General features: G+C 66.2%; 16 protein-coding genes. 5 read left to right on the forward strand and 11 right to left on the reverse strand.

Features of this window, described 5'->3' with window-relative positions:
- Positions 1 to 2 precede the first annotated feature (2 nt).
- The 11 genes from AC0KVN_RS17990 to AC0KVN_RS18040 all read right to left on the reverse strand — a co-directional run bounded on the left by AC0KVN_RS17990 (position 3) and on the right by AC0KVN_RS18040 (position 11,609).
- The gene (locus AC0KVN_RS17990) at positions 3 to 1,187 is read right to left on the reverse strand and encodes a TraB/TrbI/VirB10 family type IV secretion system protein (protein WP_421122098.1); all 1,185 of its coding nucleotides are present in this window, start codon (positions 1,185 to 1,187) and stop codon (positions 3 to 5) included.
- Positions 1,184 to 2,020, reverse strand: a complete 837-nt coding sequence (trbG, locus tag AC0KVN_RS17995) for a P-type conjugative transfer protein TrbG (RefSeq protein WP_185706575.1) — start codon at positions 2,018 to 2,020, stop codon at positions 1,184 to 1,186. The genes AC0KVN_RS17990 and trbG overlap by 4 nt, the downstream gene beginning before the upstream one ends.
- Positions 2,017 to 2,838 carry a conjugal transfer protein TrbF gene (gene trbF, locus AC0KVN_RS18000; RefSeq protein ID WP_026109539.1) on the reverse strand — a complete coding sequence of 274 codons (822 nt, stop codon included), beginning with the start codon at positions 2,836 to 2,838 and terminating at the stop codon, positions 2,017 to 2,019. The genes trbG and trbF overlap by 4 nt, the downstream gene beginning before the upstream one ends.
- 3 nt (positions 2,839 to 2,841) lie before the next feature.
- Complete coding sequence (gene trbL / locus AC0KVN_RS18005) at positions 2,842 to 4,155, reverse strand: P-type conjugative transfer protein TrbL (protein WP_483656235.1); 1,314 nt, start codon at positions 4,153 to 4,155, stop codon at positions 2,842 to 2,844.
- 137 nt (positions 4,156 to 4,292) lie between these two features.
- Positions 4,293 to 5,048: a P-type conjugative transfer protein TrbJ gene (trbJ, locus tag AC0KVN_RS18010; RefSeq protein ID WP_483656236.1), complete on the reverse strand. Its 756-nt coding sequence runs from the start codon at positions 5,046 to 5,048 to the stop codon at positions 4,293 to 4,295.
- Positions 5,049 to 5,059: 11 nt separating this feature from the next.
- Complete coding sequence (trbE, locus tag AC0KVN_RS18015) at positions 5,060 to 7,507, reverse strand: conjugal transfer protein TrbE (RefSeq protein ID WP_483656237.1); 2,448 nt, start codon at positions 7,505 to 7,507, stop codon at positions 5,060 to 5,062.
- Positions 7,508 to 7,517: 10 nt separating this feature from the next.
- Positions 7,518 to 7,790 carry a conjugal transfer protein gene (locus AC0KVN_RS18020; protein ID WP_416462454.1) on the reverse strand — a complete coding sequence of 91 codons (273 nt, stop codon included), beginning with the start codon at positions 7,788 to 7,790 and terminating at the stop codon, positions 7,518 to 7,520.
- A gap of 8 nt (positions 7,791 to 7,798) precedes the next feature.
- A complete protein-coding gene (locus tag AC0KVN_RS18025) occupies positions 7,799 to 8,140 on the reverse strand; it encodes a TrbC/VirB2 family type IV secretion system protein (protein WP_421122094.1) in 342 nt (113 codons plus the stop codon).
- A gap of 3 nt (positions 8,141 to 8,143) precedes the next feature.
- Positions 8,144 to 9,109: a P-type conjugative transfer ATPase TrbB gene (trbB, locus tag AC0KVN_RS18030; RefSeq protein ID WP_483656238.1), complete on the reverse strand. Its 966-nt coding sequence runs from the start codon at positions 9,107 to 9,109 to the stop codon at positions 8,144 to 8,146.
- Between the two features lie 53 nt (positions 9,110 to 9,162).
- Positions 9,163 to 9,564, reverse strand: a complete 402-nt coding sequence (locus AC0KVN_RS18035) for a CopG family transcriptional regulator (protein WP_483656239.1) — start codon at positions 9,562 to 9,564, stop codon at positions 9,163 to 9,165.
- 2 nt (positions 9,565 to 9,566) lie between these two features.
- Positions 9,567 to 11,609 (reverse strand): conjugal transfer protein TraG, encoded by a 2,043-nt coding sequence (locus AC0KVN_RS18040; protein ID WP_483656240.1) that lies wholly within the window; start codon positions 11,607 to 11,609, stop codon positions 9,567 to 9,569.
- 611 nt (positions 11,610 to 12,220) lie between these two features.
- Between AC0KVN_RS18040 and AC0KVN_RS18045 the strand changes: the two genes are divergently transcribed.
- The 5 genes from AC0KVN_RS18045 to AC0KVN_RS18065 all read left to right on the forward strand — a co-directional run bounded on the left by AC0KVN_RS18045 (position 12,221) and on the right by AC0KVN_RS18065 (position 19,796).
- Entirely contained in the window at positions 12,221 to 13,147 is a 927-nt protein-coding gene (locus tag AC0KVN_RS18045; protein ID WP_483656241.1) for a HEPN domain-containing protein, read from the forward strand.
- Positions 13,148 to 13,372: 225 nt separating this feature from the next.
- The gene (locus AC0KVN_RS18050; protein ID WP_483656242.1) at positions 13,373 to 13,963 is read left to right on the forward strand and encodes an RNA polymerase sigma factor; all 591 of its coding nucleotides are present in this window, start codon (positions 13,373 to 13,375) and stop codon (positions 13,961 to 13,963) included.
- A complete protein-coding gene (locus AC0KVN_RS18055) occupies positions 13,960 to 15,042 on the forward strand; it encodes a FecR family protein (RefSeq protein ID WP_483656243.1) in 1,083 nt (360 codons plus the stop codon). Before AC0KVN_RS18050 ends, AC0KVN_RS18055 begins: the two co-directional genes overlap by 4 nt.
- Before the next feature lie 59 nt (positions 15,043 to 15,101).
- Entirely contained in the window at positions 15,102 to 17,654 is a 2,553-nt protein-coding gene (locus AC0KVN_RS18060; protein ID WP_483656244.1) for a TonB-dependent receptor domain-containing protein, read from the forward strand.
- 42 nt (positions 17,655 to 17,696) lie between these two features.
- Positions 17,697 to 19,796, forward strand: a complete 2,100-nt coding sequence (locus tag AC0KVN_RS18065) for an Atxe2 family lasso peptide isopeptidase (RefSeq protein ID WP_483656245.1) — start codon at positions 17,697 to 17,699, stop codon at positions 19,794 to 19,796.
- Positions 19,797 to 19,801 lie beyond the last annotated feature (5 nt).

Consider the following 19,801-nt stretch of genomic DNA (forward strand, 5'->3'; position numbering starts at 1 on the left):
TGTCAGTTCCCTGCATTTCTGCGCCATGGCGCCAGTATGAGATCGCGGGTCACCAGCACGCGGACGGGCGCGCCGGGCCGGATCGTGATCGTCGGCTGGATGTCGAGGTTGCGCTGTGTAATCTGGTCGCCGGCCCTCGCGGTGTTCGACTGGGCAGACTCTCGGATCGCCTCCACGAGATCGCTCTCGCCAGAGATCGACTGCTCCGATCCGACTCCCAGCATCGTGGCGATGGCGACGCCCTTGAGCAGGGTCCAAGTGTGAAAATCCACCTTGTCGACGAGCCCGGCATAACCCGCCGCGTCAGTCGCCGGCATGTTGTCGAGCCGCACCGAACTGCCATCCGGCAAGATCAGGCGCTGCCAGATGACTAGCGCCCGGCGCTGTCCAAAGGCGACGACAGAGTCATATTTGCCTATCAAACGCGCACCCTGCGGCACGAGCAGGATATTGCCCGTGACCGTATCGAATACGTTCTGCGTTACTTGCGCGGTGACCATGCCAGGCAAGTCGGAGTGGAGCCCGGTGATGAGGCTTGCTGCGATTACGCTGCCGGCAAGCAGGCTGTTGGGGGACATCGGCGCCACCAACACTCCTGAATTGACATCACCACCGGCGTCCCGGGTCGACGCGAACTGTTCCTTGCGGGTTCCGGTGGCGGTCGGATTGGCCGGCTGGGTATCGAGCGTCGTGGCGCTTGCGCCTGCCGGGCCCGCCGCGCCGCGGCCGCTGGTGGTCTGCGCCATGAGCCCCGACTCTCTTGCAGCCTTGAGATCGGCTAGCCGCTGCTGGCGTGCCGCCGCAGCGGTATCGACCGGCGTGGACGCGGTCGCGGCTTCCGCCCGTTCCTGCGCACGAAGGATCGGTCGACCCAGGTCGCCAGGCAATGGCGGACCGAGTTTGGGCGTATCGCCATAACTGGTGGGCAATCCGGACAGCGCGTCCGAGGCCGACTTTGCCATCGGCTGCGAGAGTTCGCTGTCCTGGACGACGTGCTGGAAAACCTGCGGCTTCAAAGCCATCCAGGCGACGCCTATGAGGCTGGCCGAGCCGAGCGCGGCTGCGCCGATGATCGCGCCCCGGCGAAAGCGGATCGCCCGCGCCGGTCGCGAGCGAATGCTCAGCGTCTCGGGATCGAGCTTCGCCGCCGAGGTGGTCGGCTGCTCCGTGGCGAGCGTGTCGGTCATGCGCCCCTCCGCTTGGTCGGACGCGATACGCGGTCGATGCGCACGACCTGGCTCTTCTTGAGGCCGAGGCGAAGCTCGGCGGCGTCGAAGATCCGGTCGACGACGTAGAAGCGGTCGCGCTGCCGATAGTTGACCAGTTCAGCCTTTCCGTCGGCACCAAGGACGAACAGGGGTGGCGCCTCGCCGACGCCAAGCGACGTGGGGAACTCGATATAGGTCTTCGCCCCGTCGTCGAACGCGCGGAGCGGACGCCATGCAGGACGGTCGCCGCTGACCGCATAGTGGAAGTGCAACTGATCGATGGCGACGCCGGCGGCCACCGGCGCCGCGACCTGGGCGGCCTCCGCCTTGCGTTGGACCGCCAGCAACTCGTCCTGGGGATAGGTCCACCGCATTGACGACAGGGCGGTCGCCGAGGTGCTTACCAGGCGGACATGGTACGCGCGGCGATCGGTGGTGATGACAAGGTTCGTCAGCAGGCCCGCCGAGAACGGTTTCACCAGGACATGCGTCTGCTTGCCGTCCCCCGAGCCGCTGGTCGTGTCTCCGATCACCCAGCGGGCGGTATCGCCGCTGGCGACCGCAACGAGGTTTTCGCCGGGCTGCAGGATGATGTCAGTCACCAGCCCTGGCGCGGCATAACCCGCGAAGATCGTGCCCTCGCTGAAAGGATAGACCTGTGCCCCGGCGATGAAGCCGAGGGCGACCGGTTCCACGGTGGCGCTGCGCGTCGCCGACCGGACCGTCTTGAGTGGTGATGCGGAGCGCTCCTGCGCGAGCGCGGGGCATGCGAGGACAATTCCGGCAATCGCCGGCAGAAGGACTAACTTCATGGATTCTTCTCCTGGGGATAGGGGGAAACCGGCATCATGGTCTGGGCCCGGAGGTCGTGATCGAGCGGCGATCCCATCGGCAAGGTCGCGGCAGGTTGCGGTGCGGGTCGCGCCGTGGGCGAGGAAGTGGGCGTCGTGTCGAGTTCGCGGCTCCAGTCGATCGCATCGATGTAGATGCCCAGAGGGTTCTTGCGCAGGACGTCGGCCGATGCTGGCGGGCGCGTGACGGTGGTGAGGATGGCTGTCCAGCGGCTGCTGCCCGCTTGCGACCCGCGCTCGAACGCCGTCTCCGTCCACTTCACCTGGAAAGATTTGTCCGACGCGCGCACCACGCTGGTCACCTGCACCGACACTGTGCGTGTCCCCACATTGGCGAATGGCGACGCCGAGCGGGCATATTCACCGAGGAACTGCGCGCCCCGCTTGGTCGCGAAATCATAGGCCTCGAGCCAGTCACGGCGCATCAGTACCGGGTCGAGCGACACCGACCGGACGTTGGTGATGAAGTGCGAGAGGTGCCAAGCGACCTGTGCGTCAGTCGGCCGATACGCAACATCGGCCGCCAGTACGGCGTGCGCCTCGCCCAGCCGATCCACCTCGACGACATAGGGCGTCACCCGGCTCTGCAAGGATTGCCAGACGAGACCCGCCGAGGTGCCGGCGGTCAGCGCGAGGCAACCAAATGCCATCAACCGCCAGTTTCGCGCCTGCACCCGTGCCGAGCCAATCCGCTCGTCCCAGAGTTGGCCGGCGCGTTGGTACGGCGTCTCGGGAGGTGGCGTGCGCCCGTAGCGCTGCGCGCTTCGCTTGAAGAACATGGCTCAGTCGTTCCTTTCCTTGATGTCCGGGGTGGCGGATCCACCGCCGCGATCGCCCTGCTGAAGCGTGTGGATCGCTTGGCTCTGGCGATGGCGGCTCGTTTGCTGGTTGCGCATTGCGCGCGCCCAGGCGGGCGTCCCGCCCGCCTCCCCGCCGCCGCCCGTTCCAATCGGATTGGATGGCGGTGGGCTTTGGTTGAGCGCGTCCCAAGCGGCCTGACGACCGCCGGCCGCGGCTTCGCCGAGACCAAGGGCGCCGCCCACGCGCGACCGCGCGGCATTCCCCGCGGCGCGGCCCACGCCGCCGAGGCCCGCGCCGACCGAGGGGGTGGCGGCGGTCTCGCGGCCAAGCTGGTAGGCGGTCGATGCGGCCGACCCCATTGCCGTGCCCGAGCGGACGGCGCCGAGGGCAGCGCCACCCAAGGCGCGTGCTCCGCCCACGGCGGCGCCGCCAGCCAGCATCGTCACCCCGGCAGCGCCGACGGCGGTGCCGAGGGCTGCGCCAGCGCCCAATTGCGGCGCGCCGGACACCAGGCCAGAAGCGATCGTCGGTCCGAATATGCCCAGGCCGAACATGGAAAGGCTCGCGAGCACAAGGCTCATGGCCTGGCCGATGTGGGGCTCCTGGCCTTGCAGCGCGTCGGTGAACTCGGTGAAGAAATTGGAACCGATGCCGACGATAACGGCGAGCACCATCACCTTGATGCCGGAGGAGACGACGTTGCCCAGCACGCGCTCGGCAAGGAAACTCGTTCGGTTCCAGAGCGCGAAGGGGACAAGGATGAAGCCGGCCAGCGTGGTCAGCTTGAACTCGAGAATGCAGACGAACATCTGCACCGCGAGGATGAAGAAAGCGACGATCACCAGCGCCCAGGCGAACAGCAGGACCATGATCGTCAGGAAATTGTCGAAGAAGGTCGTGAACCCGACCATTTCGCTCGCCTGTTCGAGCAGTGGCCATGCCGCCGAGAAGCCCGTCCCCGCGAGCCGCCCGGGCTTGAGCAGGTCATCGGGCGAGAGCGTCCCGCCACCGGCCGTAAGGCCAGCCTGCGCAAACGAGCGGAAGATGATGTCGGCTAGGCGAGAGAAGCTGTTCAGGATGAAGGCGAACGCGCCGACGTACAGGATCTTGCGCAGGAACCGGCCGATGACATTGTCCTCGCCGCCCATCGCCCAGAACAGACCGGCGAGCGTGATATCGATGCCGATCAGCGTCGCGGTCAGGAACCCGACGTCGGGCCCAAGCAATCCGAACCCGCTGTCTATGTAGGTGATGAACGCCTGAAGGAAGCGGTCGATGACATTGAGGTCGTTCAAATGACTGCCTTCCTGATGGAGCGAAAAGGTGTCGCGGGGCGCGGCTGGGGAGCTGGACCGCGCCCCGCGACGCGATCGACGGCATGAGAGGGAGCGCCGCCGATCGCGGACCGGATCAGGCCTGGAGCCCGAGGGGGCTATTCAGGCGTGTAGGCCGATCCGGAACCGAGGAACTTCTTCGTCGCCGCGCGGGCTTCCGTCGCCTGCGTTGCCCGACGCGCTTGCTCGACGGCCTCGCTGCGGAACTGCGCGGCCATCATGTGCTGGAGCTGGAACTGCTGCTTTGCCGCGAGCGCGAGAAGCTGGTTCGTCGCTTGGCTGACCTGGAGCGATCCCTCGGCACCCTGGCTGCGCGCGACGATGTCGGCCAGCGTCTCGGTGTCCGACTGGATGTTCTCGACCACCTGGGCCTGCACGGTCATCGTCTGGCGGAACGCGCCCATGCTGGCGTCGAGGCGTCCACGCGCGTCGCGTACGCGGGTATCGGTGCGCAAGGCAGAGCTGAAGTCCTGGGGGAACAGTGACTGGAACTTGTCGTCCAGTTGGTCGACGCGGAAATCAATGGCCTGCGCGCGACCCATCAGCCGGTCGATCTCCGCGAGCTTCTGCTGGAGGGCGTCGAGTTGCGGGAAGTCGACGCGCGTCAGGTTCTTGCCCATGTTGACCAGCATCTGCGCTTCATTCTGGAGTTGCTGGATCTGCTGGTTGACGGTCTGCAACGTGCGTGCGGCGGTCAGGATGTTCTGCGCATAGTTGCTCGGATCGAACACGACGCCGCCGAACTGGGCGTGTGCCGGGCTCGCCGTCATCGTCATCGCGCCCATGGCAAGCGCGCCGCACGCGCCGAGGCCGAGGACGGTCGCGATCACATGCTTTCGAGTGAGGATACGCATTACTTGTCTCCTTATTGGGGTGCCTGGGAAGCGGGAGGACCGGGGAAGTCGGCGGCGAGATCGGCCGCCCAGCCGAGGCCGGCATCGCGCAGGAAGGCTTCAGCGAAACGGCCGTGCCCATGCTTGGCAAGGACTGCATCGATCCGGGCTTGCGCTGCGGGATCAGACGAGCCGCACAAAGCCAGCGCGATCGGGCCCAGGCCCAGTTCGAACAGCCGGTTGCCGCGTGCGGACTGGAGGTAATAGTGGCGCTTGGGGGTGGCCCGCGCGATCAGATCGATCTGCCGATCGTTCAGGCCGAAGCGCGCATAGATGTCGTGGCTCTGCGGCTCGATCGCCCGATCGTTTGGCAACAGAATCCGCTGCGGGCAGCTTTCGATGATGGCCGGCGCGATCGCGGAGCCTGCTATGTCTGCAAGGCTTTGCGTCGCGAACAGCACCGCTACGTTCTTTTTGCGCAGCACCTTCAGCCATTCCCGAATGCGGGCGGCGAACAGCGGATGACCAAGGAAGATCCACGCCTCATCGAGGATCAGCAAAGTCGGGCGGCCATCGAACCGCTCTTCCAGCCTGTGGAACAGATAGGTCAGCACGGGCGCGACCGCGCCGGCCTGGCCCATCAGCGCCTCGGTCTCGAAGCACTGGACGTCGGCCAGGCTAAGATGCTGTTCGGCGGCATCGAGCAGCCGGCCATGCGGGCCCTCGAGCGTATAGGGCTGAAGCGCGACGCGCAGCGCGTTCGACTGGAGCAGCAACGCGAGCCCAGTCAGGGTTCGCTCCTCGCGCGGCGCGGAAGCAAGGCTGCCGAGCGCGGTCCAGATCGCGTCCTTCACTTCCGGCGTTACGATCAAGCTCTCGTGCGCGAGCAGCGCCGCGATCCAATTCGCTGCCCAGCTCCGTTCGCCGGCATCGTCGATGTTCGCAAGCGGCTGGAATGCGAGCGTCTCGCCGTCGGCTTCGGCCGAACCGAGCGCGTGATGGGCGCCGCCCATCGCCAGTACGGCCGCCCGCGCGCTGTTACCCTTGTCGAAAATATAGACCTGCGCGCGCGGGTATCTGCGGAATTGCAGCGCGATGAGGCTCAGCAGCACCGACTTGCCGGCGCCCGTCGGCCCGACGACCATCATGTGCCCCACATCACCGACATGGGTGGAAACCCGGAACGGCGTCGAGCCGGCGGTCTTCGCAACCAGCAATGGCGGTCCGTCGAGGTGCCCATTGCGCACCGGCCCGGCCCACACCGACGAAAGCGGCATCAGGTGCGCGAGGTTGAGCGTATGCACCAGCGGTTGCCGGACATTGGCGTAAGTCTGGCCCGGCAACGAGGAGAGCCAGGCCTCGACCGCGTTGACGGTCTCGCGGACGCAGGTGAAGCCGAGCCCGTTGACGATCCTCTCGACGGCGCGGACCTTGTCCCCCACCGCCGCCCGGCTCCGGTCCCTGACCGTGATCGTCGTGGTCAGGTAGCCGAATGCGACATGGTCGCCGCCAAGCACCTGGAGCGCCTGGTCGGCATCGGCCACCTTGTTGTCGGCATCGCTGTCGAGTAATTGCGCGGGTGAATTATAGAGCACCTCGCGGAGAATTGCGGTGATGGACTTGCGCTTGTTGAACCATTGGCGCCGGAGCGAGGTCAGCGTCTTGGTCGCTTGGCTCTTGTCGAGCGCGATGAAGCGCGTGACCCAGCGATAGCCGAAGTCCTGGTGGTTGAGCGCATCGAGGATGCCGGGACGGCTGAGGCTCGGGAAGCCGAGGATGGTCAGCGTGCGGACATGCAGGTCGCCAAGGCGCGGTTCAAGCCCGCCGACCAGCGGCGTATCTGCAAGCAGCCCATCGAGATACATCGGCGTTTCTGGCGCGGCGACGCTATGATGACGGTCGGAGATCGCGCCATGCAGGAATGTCAGCGTCTCGCTATCGTCGAGCGGGCGCACCTGCGGCATGAAGCCGCAGAGCAGGTCGAGCACGCGGTCGGTCTCGGCAACGAAGCTTTCCAGTGCGCCGCGCCAGTCGCGTGTATTTTCGCCATCGGGCCGCTCCACAAGGCTCCGCCCCGCACGGTCGGTAGCATCTGCGGGCGGAAGCCACGTCAGGGACAGGTGATAGCGGCTTTCGAAATGCGTGCCTGCCGCTTCGAACGCCGCTTGCCGCTCGCCATCGATGAGCCAACTCGCGGCATCGGGAAAGGCGCTGTCGGGATAGGCCTGCGCCTCGCGCCGCTCCGCATCGAAGAACAGTGCCCAGCCGCTGCCGAGCCGTTTGAGCACGTTGTTAGCCCGTGCGCAGGCGGCGACCAGCTCCCCCTCGGTCGCGGACTCGAGGTCGGGACCACGGAAGGCAAGCACGCGCAGAAAGCTGCCGTCCTTGTTGAGCACCACGCCCGGCGCCACCAGCGCCGCCCAAGGCAGGTGATCGGCAAGCCGCTCGGCGGAGGCGCGATATTCGCCCATGAACATCATTTCAGGTGCCTCAGCATGCGAAATATCCCTTCTGGCGGATGTGGCGGAGGAGGACCGGCGCGAAGCTCGGGTCGCGGCGGGCAGCCATCACGGCCACGCTTTGGCCGACGGCCCAGAGCAGCACCCCGGCCAGCCATTGCTGGAGGCCAAGGCCGACCGCTGCGGCCAGCGTCCCGTTGACGATCGCGAGGCCCCGCGGTGCGCCGCCGAGCAAGAGCGGCGACCCCAGCGAGCCGTGGATCGGCACTTCGTAGCCGTCGATATGCTGTGCCCCAAAGGACATGGCACCGGTCACGAGATCAATGCCCCGCCGCCAAAGCTGAAGAAGGACAGGAAGAAGCTCGAGGCGGCAAAGGCGATGGAGAGGCCGAAGACGATCTGGATCAGTCGCCGGAACCCGCCCGAACTCTCGCCGAAAGCGAGCGTCAGGCCGGTCACGATAATGATGATCACCGCGACGATCTTGGCAACCGGACCCTGCACGGATTCCAGCACCTGCTGCAATGGCTCTTCCCACGGCATGCCGGAGCCGGCCGCCTGGACCTGGGTGGCGAGCGTCAGCGCGAGGCCAACCGTACCACCCATAAGCGACAGGCGGCTGGCGATGCGGCGGGGATTGCGGACAAGGGTCATGGGTCAGGTCTCCTTCGGGCTGGACTTGGGGGGATTGAGCTTGGGAAGATCGGCGAGCGCGTAGGCGCCGGTGTCGGGGTCGAGCCCGGCGACACGCGCGATCGTCGAGACGCGGCGGTCGATGCCGCGCCCGGAGATGAAAACGATGATGTCGATGGCCTCGGCGATCAGCTGGCGCGGCACGGTGACGACCGCCTCCTGCACCAACTGTTCGATGCGGTAGAGCGCGGCGATGGCGCCGTTGGCGTGGACGGTCGCGATCCCGCCGGGGTGGCCGGTGTTCCAGGCCTTGAGCATGTCGAGCGCTTCGGGGCCGCGGACCTCGCCGACCACGATGCGATCGGGACGCAGGCGCATAGTCGAGCGCACCAGTTCGGTCATCGACACGTGCGGGGGTCGGGTACGGAGCGCGACGGTGTCTGGCAGCGGGCATTGCAGCTCGCGCGTGTCCTCGATGACGATCACGCGGCTATCCACCCATGCCATCTCTGCGAGCAGCGCGTTGGCGAGTGTCGTCTTGCCCGAGCTGGTGCCTCCAGCGACGAGGATGTTGAAGCGCTGGGTGACAGCGGCGCGCAGGGCGTCTGCCTGGACCTCCGACATCAATCCATCGGCGACATAGTCGTCGAGCGTGTGCAGCCTTGTGGCAGGCTTGCGGATCGAGAAGCACGGCGCGGACGACACAGGTGGCAGCACGCCTTCGAAGCGCTCGCCAGCGCGGCCCTCGATATGCGGCGGCAGCTCGGCCGATATGATCGGGTGCTCGGCATGGACTTCGGCACGGACATGGCTTGCCACCAGCCGGATGATCCGCTCGACCTGTTCGGGTTCGATGCGGACCTTGGTGTCGGTACGGCCTTCGCCAAGACGATCAAGCCGCAGCGCCCCGTCAGGGTTCACCATGATCTCGGTGACCAGCGGGTCGCGCATCGCGGCGGCAATGTCGCTGCCAAGAGCCGTGATCAGCATTCGACGACGGCGCTCAGCCGAGGTTGTCGGCCCTGCAGGGGCTGGCCGGGCGATCATTTGCCATCTTCCGACGAGGCAACCAGCGTGCGCCGACCGGTCGAGACTTGTCGTCCGACCTGGGTGACGAAGGCTTCGAACCTTTTGGCGCCGAGCGCTCGGCCCGCCTGATCGTTCTCGGCGAGCGGCGTCTGGATCGCGAGCTCGAACCGGATGAAGAGGGCGAGCGTTTCGAGGATCACATAGGTGTCGCGATCGACCCGGCCGATCGCCTGCGTGAGGCGGTCGAGGCGGATCGCGAACCGATCCTCCAGCTCCGATGCACCCCGGCGATTGAGCCAGGCAGTGACTGCATCGACGAGGATGGCCGACTTGCTGGTGCCGGGCCTGGCGGCAAGCGCTTCCAGCCGATCGGACACCGGCTTGGGCAGGAACAGCTGATGGCGGACCTTCTCCATGGTCAGAATCCCAGTTGCAGGTCGTCAGGACGGCCAGAGGCGGCATCGAGGCCATAGACCGTGCGCGCGGCGCCGAGCTGCTGGACCCGGTCCATTGCGCGGCGCTCGGCAGCCTGGTCTCCATCGTCCTCGCCAAGGCCCAGGGGGTCGGCGATCTCTGGTTCGATGACGATTGCGGGTTCGATCTCCTGCGCGGGGTGACAGGCCTGCTCGAGGCCGCCGGCGTCGGCTCCTTCATCAGCATCGCTGCCGGTGGACAGGCGCATGTCTGCGCCGCGAACCTGACCAGCCCAGTCATCCGGGCGAGCCGCCGGAAGGTCACGATAGCCGGCGCGATCCAATATCGGTGCAGGCGACAGGCGTTCGGTGAACCGGCGATCCTCGTAATAGCGCAGCTTCTTCACGCGGATCGGGGGGTGTCCCGAGATCAGGACCAGCCCGTCCGTCGGCGCAAGCTGCATCACTTCGCCCGGCGTCAGCAGAGCCCGCGCAGTCTCCTGGCGGCTGACCATGACGTGCGCGAGCCAGGGCGCGAGCCGGTGCCCCGCATAGTTGCGCATCGCGCGCTGTTCGGTCGCCGTGCCAAGCGCGTCCGAGATCCGCTTGGCGGTCCGCTCGTCGTTGGTCGCAAAGGCGACGCGGACATGGCAATTGTCGAGGATGGCGTTGTGCTCGCCATAGGCCTTCTCGATCTGGTTCAAGCTCTGCGCAATCAGGAAGGCGCGCACCCCGTAGCCCGCCAGGAAAGCGAGACTCGTCTCAAAGAAGTCGAGCCTTCCCAGTGCCGGGAACTCGTCGAGCATCATCAGCAACCGATGTCGGCCCTGTGCGGTCTCACCGTCTTTGCCGACGCCATGCAGTTCTTCGGTCAGTCGGCGGCCGATCTGGTTGAGGATCAGGCGGATCAGCGGCTTGGTCCGGCTGATGTCGGACGGCGGCACGACGAGGTAGAGCGAGATCGGATGCGCCGCTTCGACAAGGTCGGCGATGCGCCAGTCGGATGCTGCCGTCACTGCTGCGACGGTCGGGTCTCGATATAGGCCAAGGAACGACATGGCGGTCGACAGCACGCCGGAGCGTTCGTTCTCGCTCTTATTGAGCAGTTCACGGGCCGCAGAGGCGACCACGGGATGGACTAGCGGTACATCTGCCGTACCGAGATGGTTGGTGGCCATCATCCTTCGCAGGGTCGCGGCGAAGCTGCGTTGCGGGTCCGACAGGAAGGTCGCGACGCGGGCGAGCGTCTTCTCTTCCTCGGCATAAAGGACATGCAAGATAGCGCCGACCAGCAGCGAATGGCTGGTCTTCTCCCAGTGGTTCCGACGTTCGAGCGCGCCTTCGGGATCGACGAGGATGTCGGCGATATTCTGGACGTCGCGGACTTCGTTCACGCCGCGCCGGACTTCGAGCAGTGGATTGTAGCGCGCCGACCGAGCGTCGGTTGGATTGAACAGCAGGCAGTGCGAGAAGCGGGCGCGCCAGCCGGCGGTCAGCTGCCAATTCTCGCCCTTGATGTCGTGTACGAGGCAAGAGCCGGTCCAGGAAAGGAGGGTGGGGATGACAAGCCCGACCCCCTTGCCCGACCGGGTGGGCGCGAACGCCATGACATGTTCGGGGCCATCGTGGCGCAAGTCATCGCGGCCGATGCGCCCCAGCACGACGCCACGCTGGTCGAGGAGCCCGGCACCCTTGATGTCCCGGTGGGTCGCCCAGCGGGCCGAGCCATAGGTGGTCAGGTTTTTGGACTGGCGCGCGCGCCATATCGAACCGAAGATCGCCGCGCCGCAGCCAACGAAGCCGCCAGCGGCTGCGATGCCACCCGCCTTGTCGAAGACGACGGGCGCATAGGCGTCGAACGAAAACCACCAGGGAAAAATCGACCAGGGATGATAGATCGGCTGGCCCAGCAAGACGAACCAAGGGGCGCCAAGCTCCGGCTGATAAGCGAGCTGCGCCGCGGCCCATTGCGTGGCGGTCCAGATGCCCGCGAGTATTATCGCGAGCACTATGAGGATCTGTCCTATGAGTAGCTTTGTCGGGGTCATGCGGGCCTCCGCCCCGGTCCGGGAACTGACCGCGGGCTAGGGCATAGAGTCCCAGAAGAACGGCTCTGGCGTCAGGGCGTCGCTGGTATCGCGAGGCATCTCCTCGCGGTCCCCGGCGACCGGTTTCGGACCGGCGCCAAGTTGGGGCGGCAAATCGCACTTGCAGTTCGCTACCTCGTGGCGATCGATGGCATCATCCCGGCCCGCTGACGGCCAATGCCCGTGCCGCCTTCGATGCGCAGGAACAGGGGCACGCCATCGGGCAAGCTTGGAATTTCACGCGGCGGCAGTCGACGGTCCCGTCTGGTCCATGCCGATCACTCCATCGCGGAGGAGATCGATCGCGTGGACGGCGCCGGCCCGCGGCGGCAGGACGGCCTCGTCGCGATGGTCTGGACGCCAATCGGCCGGTCGCTGTCGATCGGGGATGGATCTTCAATCGCTTTTGCAGCGGCCGCCTCCAACCTTGTGCTTCGACGCTTTCCCGTTCTATATTTGTGCCGCTTGCTCGCCTGGCCCTGCATAGCAACCGGTCCTGCCCACGCATTTGGAGTTCGCACGCTTTGCGCATCGCCGTCCCCGTCCTTGGCAGAGAGCGCCAGGCCTGAGCCGTGCGCAGCGATCTCGATCATCTGCCGCTACACAAGCAGCGCGAGTTGGACCTTGTCGTGGAAATGCTGTTCCAGGGGCTTCGCGACGCCACCGTCGCGGCGACGGGGCGGCGCAAGTCCGGCCGGATCCTCAAGATCATATTGTTCGGATCCTATGCCCGCGGCGACTGGGTGGATGCCCCGCTCGATGCCAACCGGTACAAGTCCGACTATGACCTGCTGGTGATCGTCAACCAGAAGGACCTGGCGGATCGTGCAACCTATTGGAACGAGACCGACCAGCGGATCGTCACCGCCTATAATTTCGAGAAGACCCTTGGCACGCCCGCCAATTTCATCGTTCACTCGCTGCAGGAGGTGAACGACGGGCTGGCGCATGGCCGACTGTTTTTCATGAATATCCTCAACGACGGCATCCTTCTCTACGAATCCGACGATCGGCCGCTGAAGACGCCGGTTCCCAAGACGCCGGACATGGCCTTGGCGGCTGCAGAGGATTATTTCGCCGAATATATGGCTGACGCAGCAGAATTTTTTGGCGGTTACCAAGACGCCATGCGCCGTGAGCATTTCAATTTGGCAGCGTTCCTTCTGCATCAGACGGTCGAGAATCTCTATCAGGGCCTATTGCTGACTTTCACTTTCTATACGCCATACGATCACAATATTTTGTTCCTGCGGGACCTTGCCGAGGATATCGATCGCAGCCTCTTCGACGTCTGGCCGCGCGGTACGCGGCGGGAGCGCGCGCTCTACCAGAAATTGAAGGACGCCTATCGCAAGGGCCGCTATTCGCGCCATTACAGGATCAGCCGCGAGGACCTGGAATGGCTCGCCGGCCATGCCGAGATCCTTGGGCAGCGCGTCCATGCCTTGTGCCAGTCGCGCATCGCCCAATTGCGCAGGGCCGTTACCGGTCAGGCTTGAGCGGGCGTCTTGCGCCCTTCGCACCTTTGGCTATCATGGGTTCCGGAGGCGTTGATCGCCGGCACCCGCCTCCCTCCTGTTCTGCCAGGCATCACTACATCCGTCCCTGCGGTCGGGTGGCAGGGGTTCTTCTAAAGACCTCGCGCGTCGCTAGCTCTCGCCAACCCCGGACCGTCCCGGGGCGCGACGACTGCTGGCCCGACGAGGTCGTGCGTTTCCATGCCAATGCGACATGCCCGGGCGCTTGCCGGCGAACGCCGCATCGCTGCGCAACCCGCCGACCAAGACCCCGGTGAAGACGCGCACGAGATTGGCGGCAAGGCCAACAGGATCGAGGGGCTTTACCGGGCGGAGGCGCCGCGCCTCGCCCGCTACTTTCGTCGTCGCATCGGCGAGACGGACGAGGCGCCCGATCTCGTGCAGGAAGCCTTCGCGCGGCTCGCCGCCTTCATGGCGCGCGAGGGCCTGGCCAACCCGGCGCCCTATCTCCAGCGCATAGCTCGCAATCTCCTGTTCGAACGGAGTCGCCGCCGCGCGCGCCGCATGGCTGCCGCCCATGTCGCCATCGGCGAGGAAGCCGACATTGCAGTGCCGCCTGCCCAGGAGGAAGCCCTTGCGCATGCCGACCTCATGGCGCGTTACGAGGATGCCGTGCAGGGCCTTCCCGACCGGACCCGCGAGGCATTCCTGCTTCACCGCCTCGACGAACTGACCTATCGCGAGATCGCCGAGCGGCTCGGCATCTCCATTCCCACCGTCCAATATCATGTCGGGCGGGCACTGGCACAAATCTCCACGGCTCTTGAAACCGAATGACACAGATGGATGGATTGCGAACGCCCGAGCTGCGCGAGGACGCTGCCATGTGGTTTGCCCTCATGCGCGGTCCCGAAGCCGAGACGCGGCGCGTGGAGTTCGAGACCTGGCTTGCCGCAGATCCGGCGCATCGCCAGGCCTATAGCCATATCAGCGAGGTGTTCAGCCTCGGGAAAGGGCTGAAGCCCGCCGTCGAGGTCCCGGATGCACGCCGTCCTGCGGGACAGCCAATGCTGCTCGCCCGGATGATGGGCAGCCCGGTCCTCATGCTGCTGTTCCTTCTCGTGTCCGTTCCCATGCTGGTCGGCCTGACCGTGCTCGCGATGCGCGCGATTGGCCCCGGCCATCCGCTCATCCAGGCGGACGGAACGGGCAGGGCACCGGTCGCCGAGGCGAGCCTCGCCACGTCGCCCGGGGAAGTGCGGGCATTCCGGCTGGCCGACGGATCCCGCCTGATCCTCGATGCCGACAGCCGCGTGCGCGTCATCCTCTCGGCCGAGCGGCGCGACCTGGCGCTGCTGCGTGGGCGCGCGCGCTTTGTCGTCGCGCATGAGCCGCGGCCCTTCGTCGTCGCGGCCGGCGGGGGCTCTGTCCTCGCGCGCGGCACCATCTTCGATGTGACGCTTCGTGGCCATGGCGCTACCGTCGCGCTTATCGAAGGCCAGGTTGATGTCCGCCAGCCCGCCTCGGGCACGGCCGCAGGATCATCCCGAGAAAGCGGCGAGGTAACGCGCCTCACCGCCGGCCATGGCATCGCGATCGGTGGGGGGAAGGGGGTAGCGCTTCAGGCAATCCCGGTGGTCCAGGCCGACTGGCCGAGCGACCTGCGCGACTTCAGGAACGTGCCGCTGCGCGATCTGCTGGCGGAAGCGAACCGCTATGCCGACAGGCCCCTGTTCCTGACCGAGCCCGGGCTCGGCGACCTGCGCGTCTCGGGCATCTTCCGCGTCCGCGAGCCCGCGCGCCTCGCCGCAAACCTTGCAGAACTGCTCGATCTCTCCCTCGTCCAAGGCCCGTCAGGGATCGCACTTGGCCGACGCTGCGCTGCGCACGAAAAAAATTCGTGCCCGCCCTCATAAATTTCGCCTGACCGGCATGGATGCCCCTGAACAGCCTGCAACGGGACAAGGGGGTATCCATGAGCAACAAGAGAACGAGTGCATTTTTCCTGGCGGCGAGCCTGTGGGCGCTGGCCGTTCCGGTCGGGGCGCAGGAACCACGCCAGGAGTTGCACCTGCCTGCCCAGGGGCTCGGCGATGCGCTGCGAGCGCTCGGCAGCGCCGCCCGGCGCGAGATCATCTTCACCTCCGACGCGGTCGCCGGCAAGTCCGCCGCGGCTCTCGACGGCGCCTATACGTTCAAGGAGGCACTCGACACGCTGCTGGCTGGCAGCGGCCTGTCCACGGTCGAGCGGGATGGCACGGTCCTCGTCGTGGGGCGATCGCAGGCGCCGCAAGCCGCAGCGGCCCAACATGGTGAGGATGCCGCGATCCTGGTGACAGGGTCGCGCATTCGCGGAGCGCCGCCGGCCTCGCCGGTCACCGTCCTGAGCAGCCGCGAAATCGCCCAGGCCGGGCAGACCGACCTCGGCGAGGCGGTGCGCACCCTGCCGCAGAGCTTTGGTGGTGGCCAGAACCCGGGCGTGGCGCCAGGCGCGCCCGGCAGCAATAACAACCAGAATTCGGGCTCGAGCATCAATCTGCGCGGCCTCGGGCCAGATGCGACATTGACCCTGCTCAACGGCCATCGCCTCGCCTATGGCTCCTTCACCCAGGCCATCGACGTCAATGCCATCCCGCTTGCCGCGGTCGATCGCATCGAGATCGTCGCTGACGGTGCCTCGGCGCTCTACGGCTCGGATGCGGTGGGCGGCGTCGCCAACATCATCCTGCGCAAGGACTATGAAGGCGCCTCCGCTACCGCGCGGCTTGGTTCCGCGACCGACGGCGGCAATATGCAGCAGCAATACAGCCTCGTCGCGGGAACGACCTGGAACGGCGGCGGCCTCATGGCGACCTATGATTTCGAGCGCGACACCGCGATCACCGCCCGGCAGCGCAGCTATACCCAATATATGCCGGGCAATACTAGCTTGCTGCCTGCCGTGAAGCGGCACAGCGCGGTGCTGAGCCTGCACCATGCGCTCTCCCGCGACCTGACCTTCAGTATCGACGGCCTCTATAATTGGCGGCGCGCTCCCACCGTCCTGCAAGTGCCGGGCGGGTCGCGCTACACGACCGAGCCGACCAACCAGTCCTTCGCGATCGCGCCGTCGCTGTCGTTCGAGGCGTCGCCCTCGCTCTCCTTTGCCATCAGTGGCGTCTATGGCGAGGACCATACCGACACCAGGCAGTTCACCACCACCGCGGCGGGCGCGGTCAGCGCCTATCCCTATTGCTACTGCAATAAGGTCAAGTCCCTCGAAGCGACATCGCAGGGTGACCTCTTCGACCTGCCCGCCGGCACGGTCAGGTTCGCCGGCGGCGCCGGCTATCGCGACAATGGCTATCTCAACCGCTCCACCAGCCTGCCAGAGCCGATCGACGTCCACCAGGACAGCTATTATGGCTTCGGCGAAATCTACGTCCCGCTGGTCTCGCCAGCACAGGCGGTCGCCGCCATCCATCGCCTGTCGCTCACCGGCGCGCTGCGCTACGAGAAATATCCCGGTATCGACGACGTGCTGACACCCAAGCTGGGCTTGATCTATGCGCCGGGCCCGGACCTGGACCTCAAGGCATCCTGGGGCAAATCCTTCAAGGCGGCAACGCTCTACCAGCAGTACCAGCCCCAATATGCCTTTCTGTACGACGCGACGACCCTGGGTGGTTCGGGCTACCCGGCGGGCGCGACCGCGCTGTTCACCAATGGCGGCAACCGGGCGCTCAAGCCCGAGCGCGCGACCTCCTGGTCGGCGACCCTGGCCGCCCATCCCCGCTCTGTTTCCGGGCTCCGGCTGGAGGCGAGCTATTTCGAGATCGCCTATCGCGACCGGGTAGCGCAGCCGTTCCAGGGTACCGACTTCTACAATGCGCTCGGCCGACTGACCCTCGACGATTTTGTCGATCCCTATCCTGATGCCGAGCAGCAAGCGGCGCTGATCGCCGCATCGCCCGTCCCGCTCTTCAACTATTCGGGGCAGGCCTACGCCCCGGATGCAGTCGTCGCCGCCGTCCACAATACATTCTTCAATGTCGCGCGGCAGAAGATCCGCGGCGTCGACCTCATGGCCCGTTATGATGCTGAGCTCGATAGTGGCGACAAACTGTCTCTGACAGGCTCGGCGTCCTGGCTGCAGTCACGCCAGAGGCTCGACCCGTCGCTGCCTTATACCGACCTTGCCGGGACGATCTTCAACCCGCCGCACTGGCGGGGCCGGGCCGGAGCGACATGGACGCGCGGCCCCCTGAGCGCATCCGCCTTTGCCAACTATACCGGCGGGGTGGACGACACCCGCAATAGCCCCGCTGTGCGAGTGGGATCGCAGACGACCTTCGATCTCGCGCTTGTCTACCGCCCATCGCAGGAAGGACTGGTCCCGGGCGTCGGCTTCGCGCTGGCCGTCCGCAACCTTCTCAATGACAAGCCTGCCTATGCGCGCGCGGTGGCGAACTATTATGTCAGCTACGATTCCACCAACCAGTCCGCGATCGGTCGCTTCATCAGCGTCTCGCTGACCAAGGAGTGGTGAGCGATGACCGGTCCTGATCTTCCCGCAGCTGGATCAACGCAAGTGGCAGCGCGACGGCGGGGTCGTCGCTTCGTTGGCCGCGCACGCGGAGGGAAGCGACGTATCGCCCTTGGCGGCCTTGCCCTTGGCATGGCGCTGGTGCCGGTCGCATCCTGGGCAAGCCAGCCGTCCTGCGACTTGCTGCCGCCCGCCGCGGCGCCGGCCGAGGCTCGGCGCGAGATCAACGCGCTCGACCTTGTCCGCCTGCGCGATTTCGGGGGCATGCAGTTCGATAGCTATCCGGGGCCTCCGGCGGCGCTGTCGCCTGACGGCCGGCATGTGGCATTGCAGCTTCGTCGCGGCGACCCCTCGTCCAACCGCTACTGCACCGGCATCCTGGTGAAGGAGACCCGGAGCGCCGCGCCGCCCCGGATCGTCGCCGATGGCGGCGAGGTCATCCGGCTCTCCTTCGACAAATATGGCTTCTCCGGCCTTGTGGCAGGCGCGCCGGTGCCTTCGGTCCTGCGCTGGGCTCCCGATGGCAAGCTTCTGGCATTCACCAAGGCGGTGGGCGGCATCATGCAGCTTTACCTCGTTCGCCCGGATGGCACAGATGAGACGCAACTGACGCATTCGAACGTCTCGATCGACGATTTCCAGTGGCTGCCAGGCGGCGAGGCGATCGTCTATTCCAGCCGCGCTGGCCTGATCGACGCGGAGCGGCGGATCGACGGCGAGGCGCCGAGCGGATGGCGCTACGACCTGCGTTTCTGGCCCCTGGCCGGTGGCCGGCCGCACCCGCCATCCCCGATCCCCAGCCGGGCCGATGTCATCACGCTGGCGGATCGGACCATGCGCCCGGCAAGCGATGCACAGCGCCTCGTCCTAGAGCCGGCGGGCACGCCGGGCTGGCCGACTGGGGCGATCCAGGCCCTGCCGCTGGGCAGCGGCGCGGATCGTGCCTGGCTGGCGCCGGCCAACCCCGATGCCTTGTTCAAGCCCAATATTCTCCATGTCTCGGTGAACGGCCGCGAACTGCCTTGCCCGCAGCCGGCCTGCATCGACGTGATCGGCCTGTGGAAGCGCGATGATCGCACGATCCTGTTCCTCAAGCGACAAGGCGTGGCGCGCAGCGAACTGGCCCTGATGCGCTGGGACCTCGGCGCAGGCGCACCTCGGCGGCTGCTTGGCACCAATGATCCCTGGCTGGGCTGCCAGCTCGGGCCGGAGGAGTTGGTCTGCACGGCGGAGGGGGGAACTGCGCCCCGCCATGTGATCGGCGTCGATGTGGACACGGCCAGGGTCCGCACGATCTATGATCCCAATCCGGAATTTGCCGCGATTCGGCTTCGCCCCCCCGAGCGCCTGGTCTGGCGCAATGCATTCGGCATCGAGACCTTTGCCGACCTCGTCCTTCCTTCCGGTTATCGCCCCCGCCATCCCGTGCCGCTCATTGTCGTCCAATATGAATCGCGCGGCTTCCTGCGCGGCGGGACCGCTGACGAATTCCCAATCCAGCTGTTCGCGGCCCATGGCTTTGCCGTCCTGAGCTTCAATCGGCCGCCCTGGTACGCCCTCCAGGGAAAGCCGCTCGATCTTTTCGCCTTCCTCCAGGCCAACCAGAAGGACTGGCTGGATCGGCGCAGCGTCCAGTCCTCCCTCGAGATCGTCGTCGAGCGCCTGATCGCGCGGGGCATCGCCGATCCCGCCCGCATCGGCATCACCGGGCAAAGCGACGGCGCCTCCACAGCGACCTTCGCACTGATTCATTCCCGGCTGTTCAAGGCCGTCGCGCTCAGCACCTGCTGCGAGGATCCGGCGATGATGGCCAGTCTTGGCCCTGGATTCGAGGACTGGTATGCGAAGTCGGGATATCCAAGGTTCAACGAGGACCGCCCCGACTTCTGGAAGCAGGGATCGCTGGCACCCAATCTTGGGGCGCTGCCGCCGGTTCCCTTGCTGATCCAGGCGGGCGAGGAGGAGTTCCGCTTCGCATTGCCGACCTACGCGGCAGTCAAGAATGCCGGCTGGCCGACCGAGATGTACGTCTTTTCGGGCGAGGGCCATGTCAAGCTGCAGCCAGCCCATCGGCTCGCCGTATATGAGCGAAACCTCGCCTGGTTCCAGCGCTGGTTCAAGCCGAACGAGGGTGCAGCGCCATGAGGCTG

This window comes from Sphingobium sp. SG1 (genome assembly GCF_057063145.1).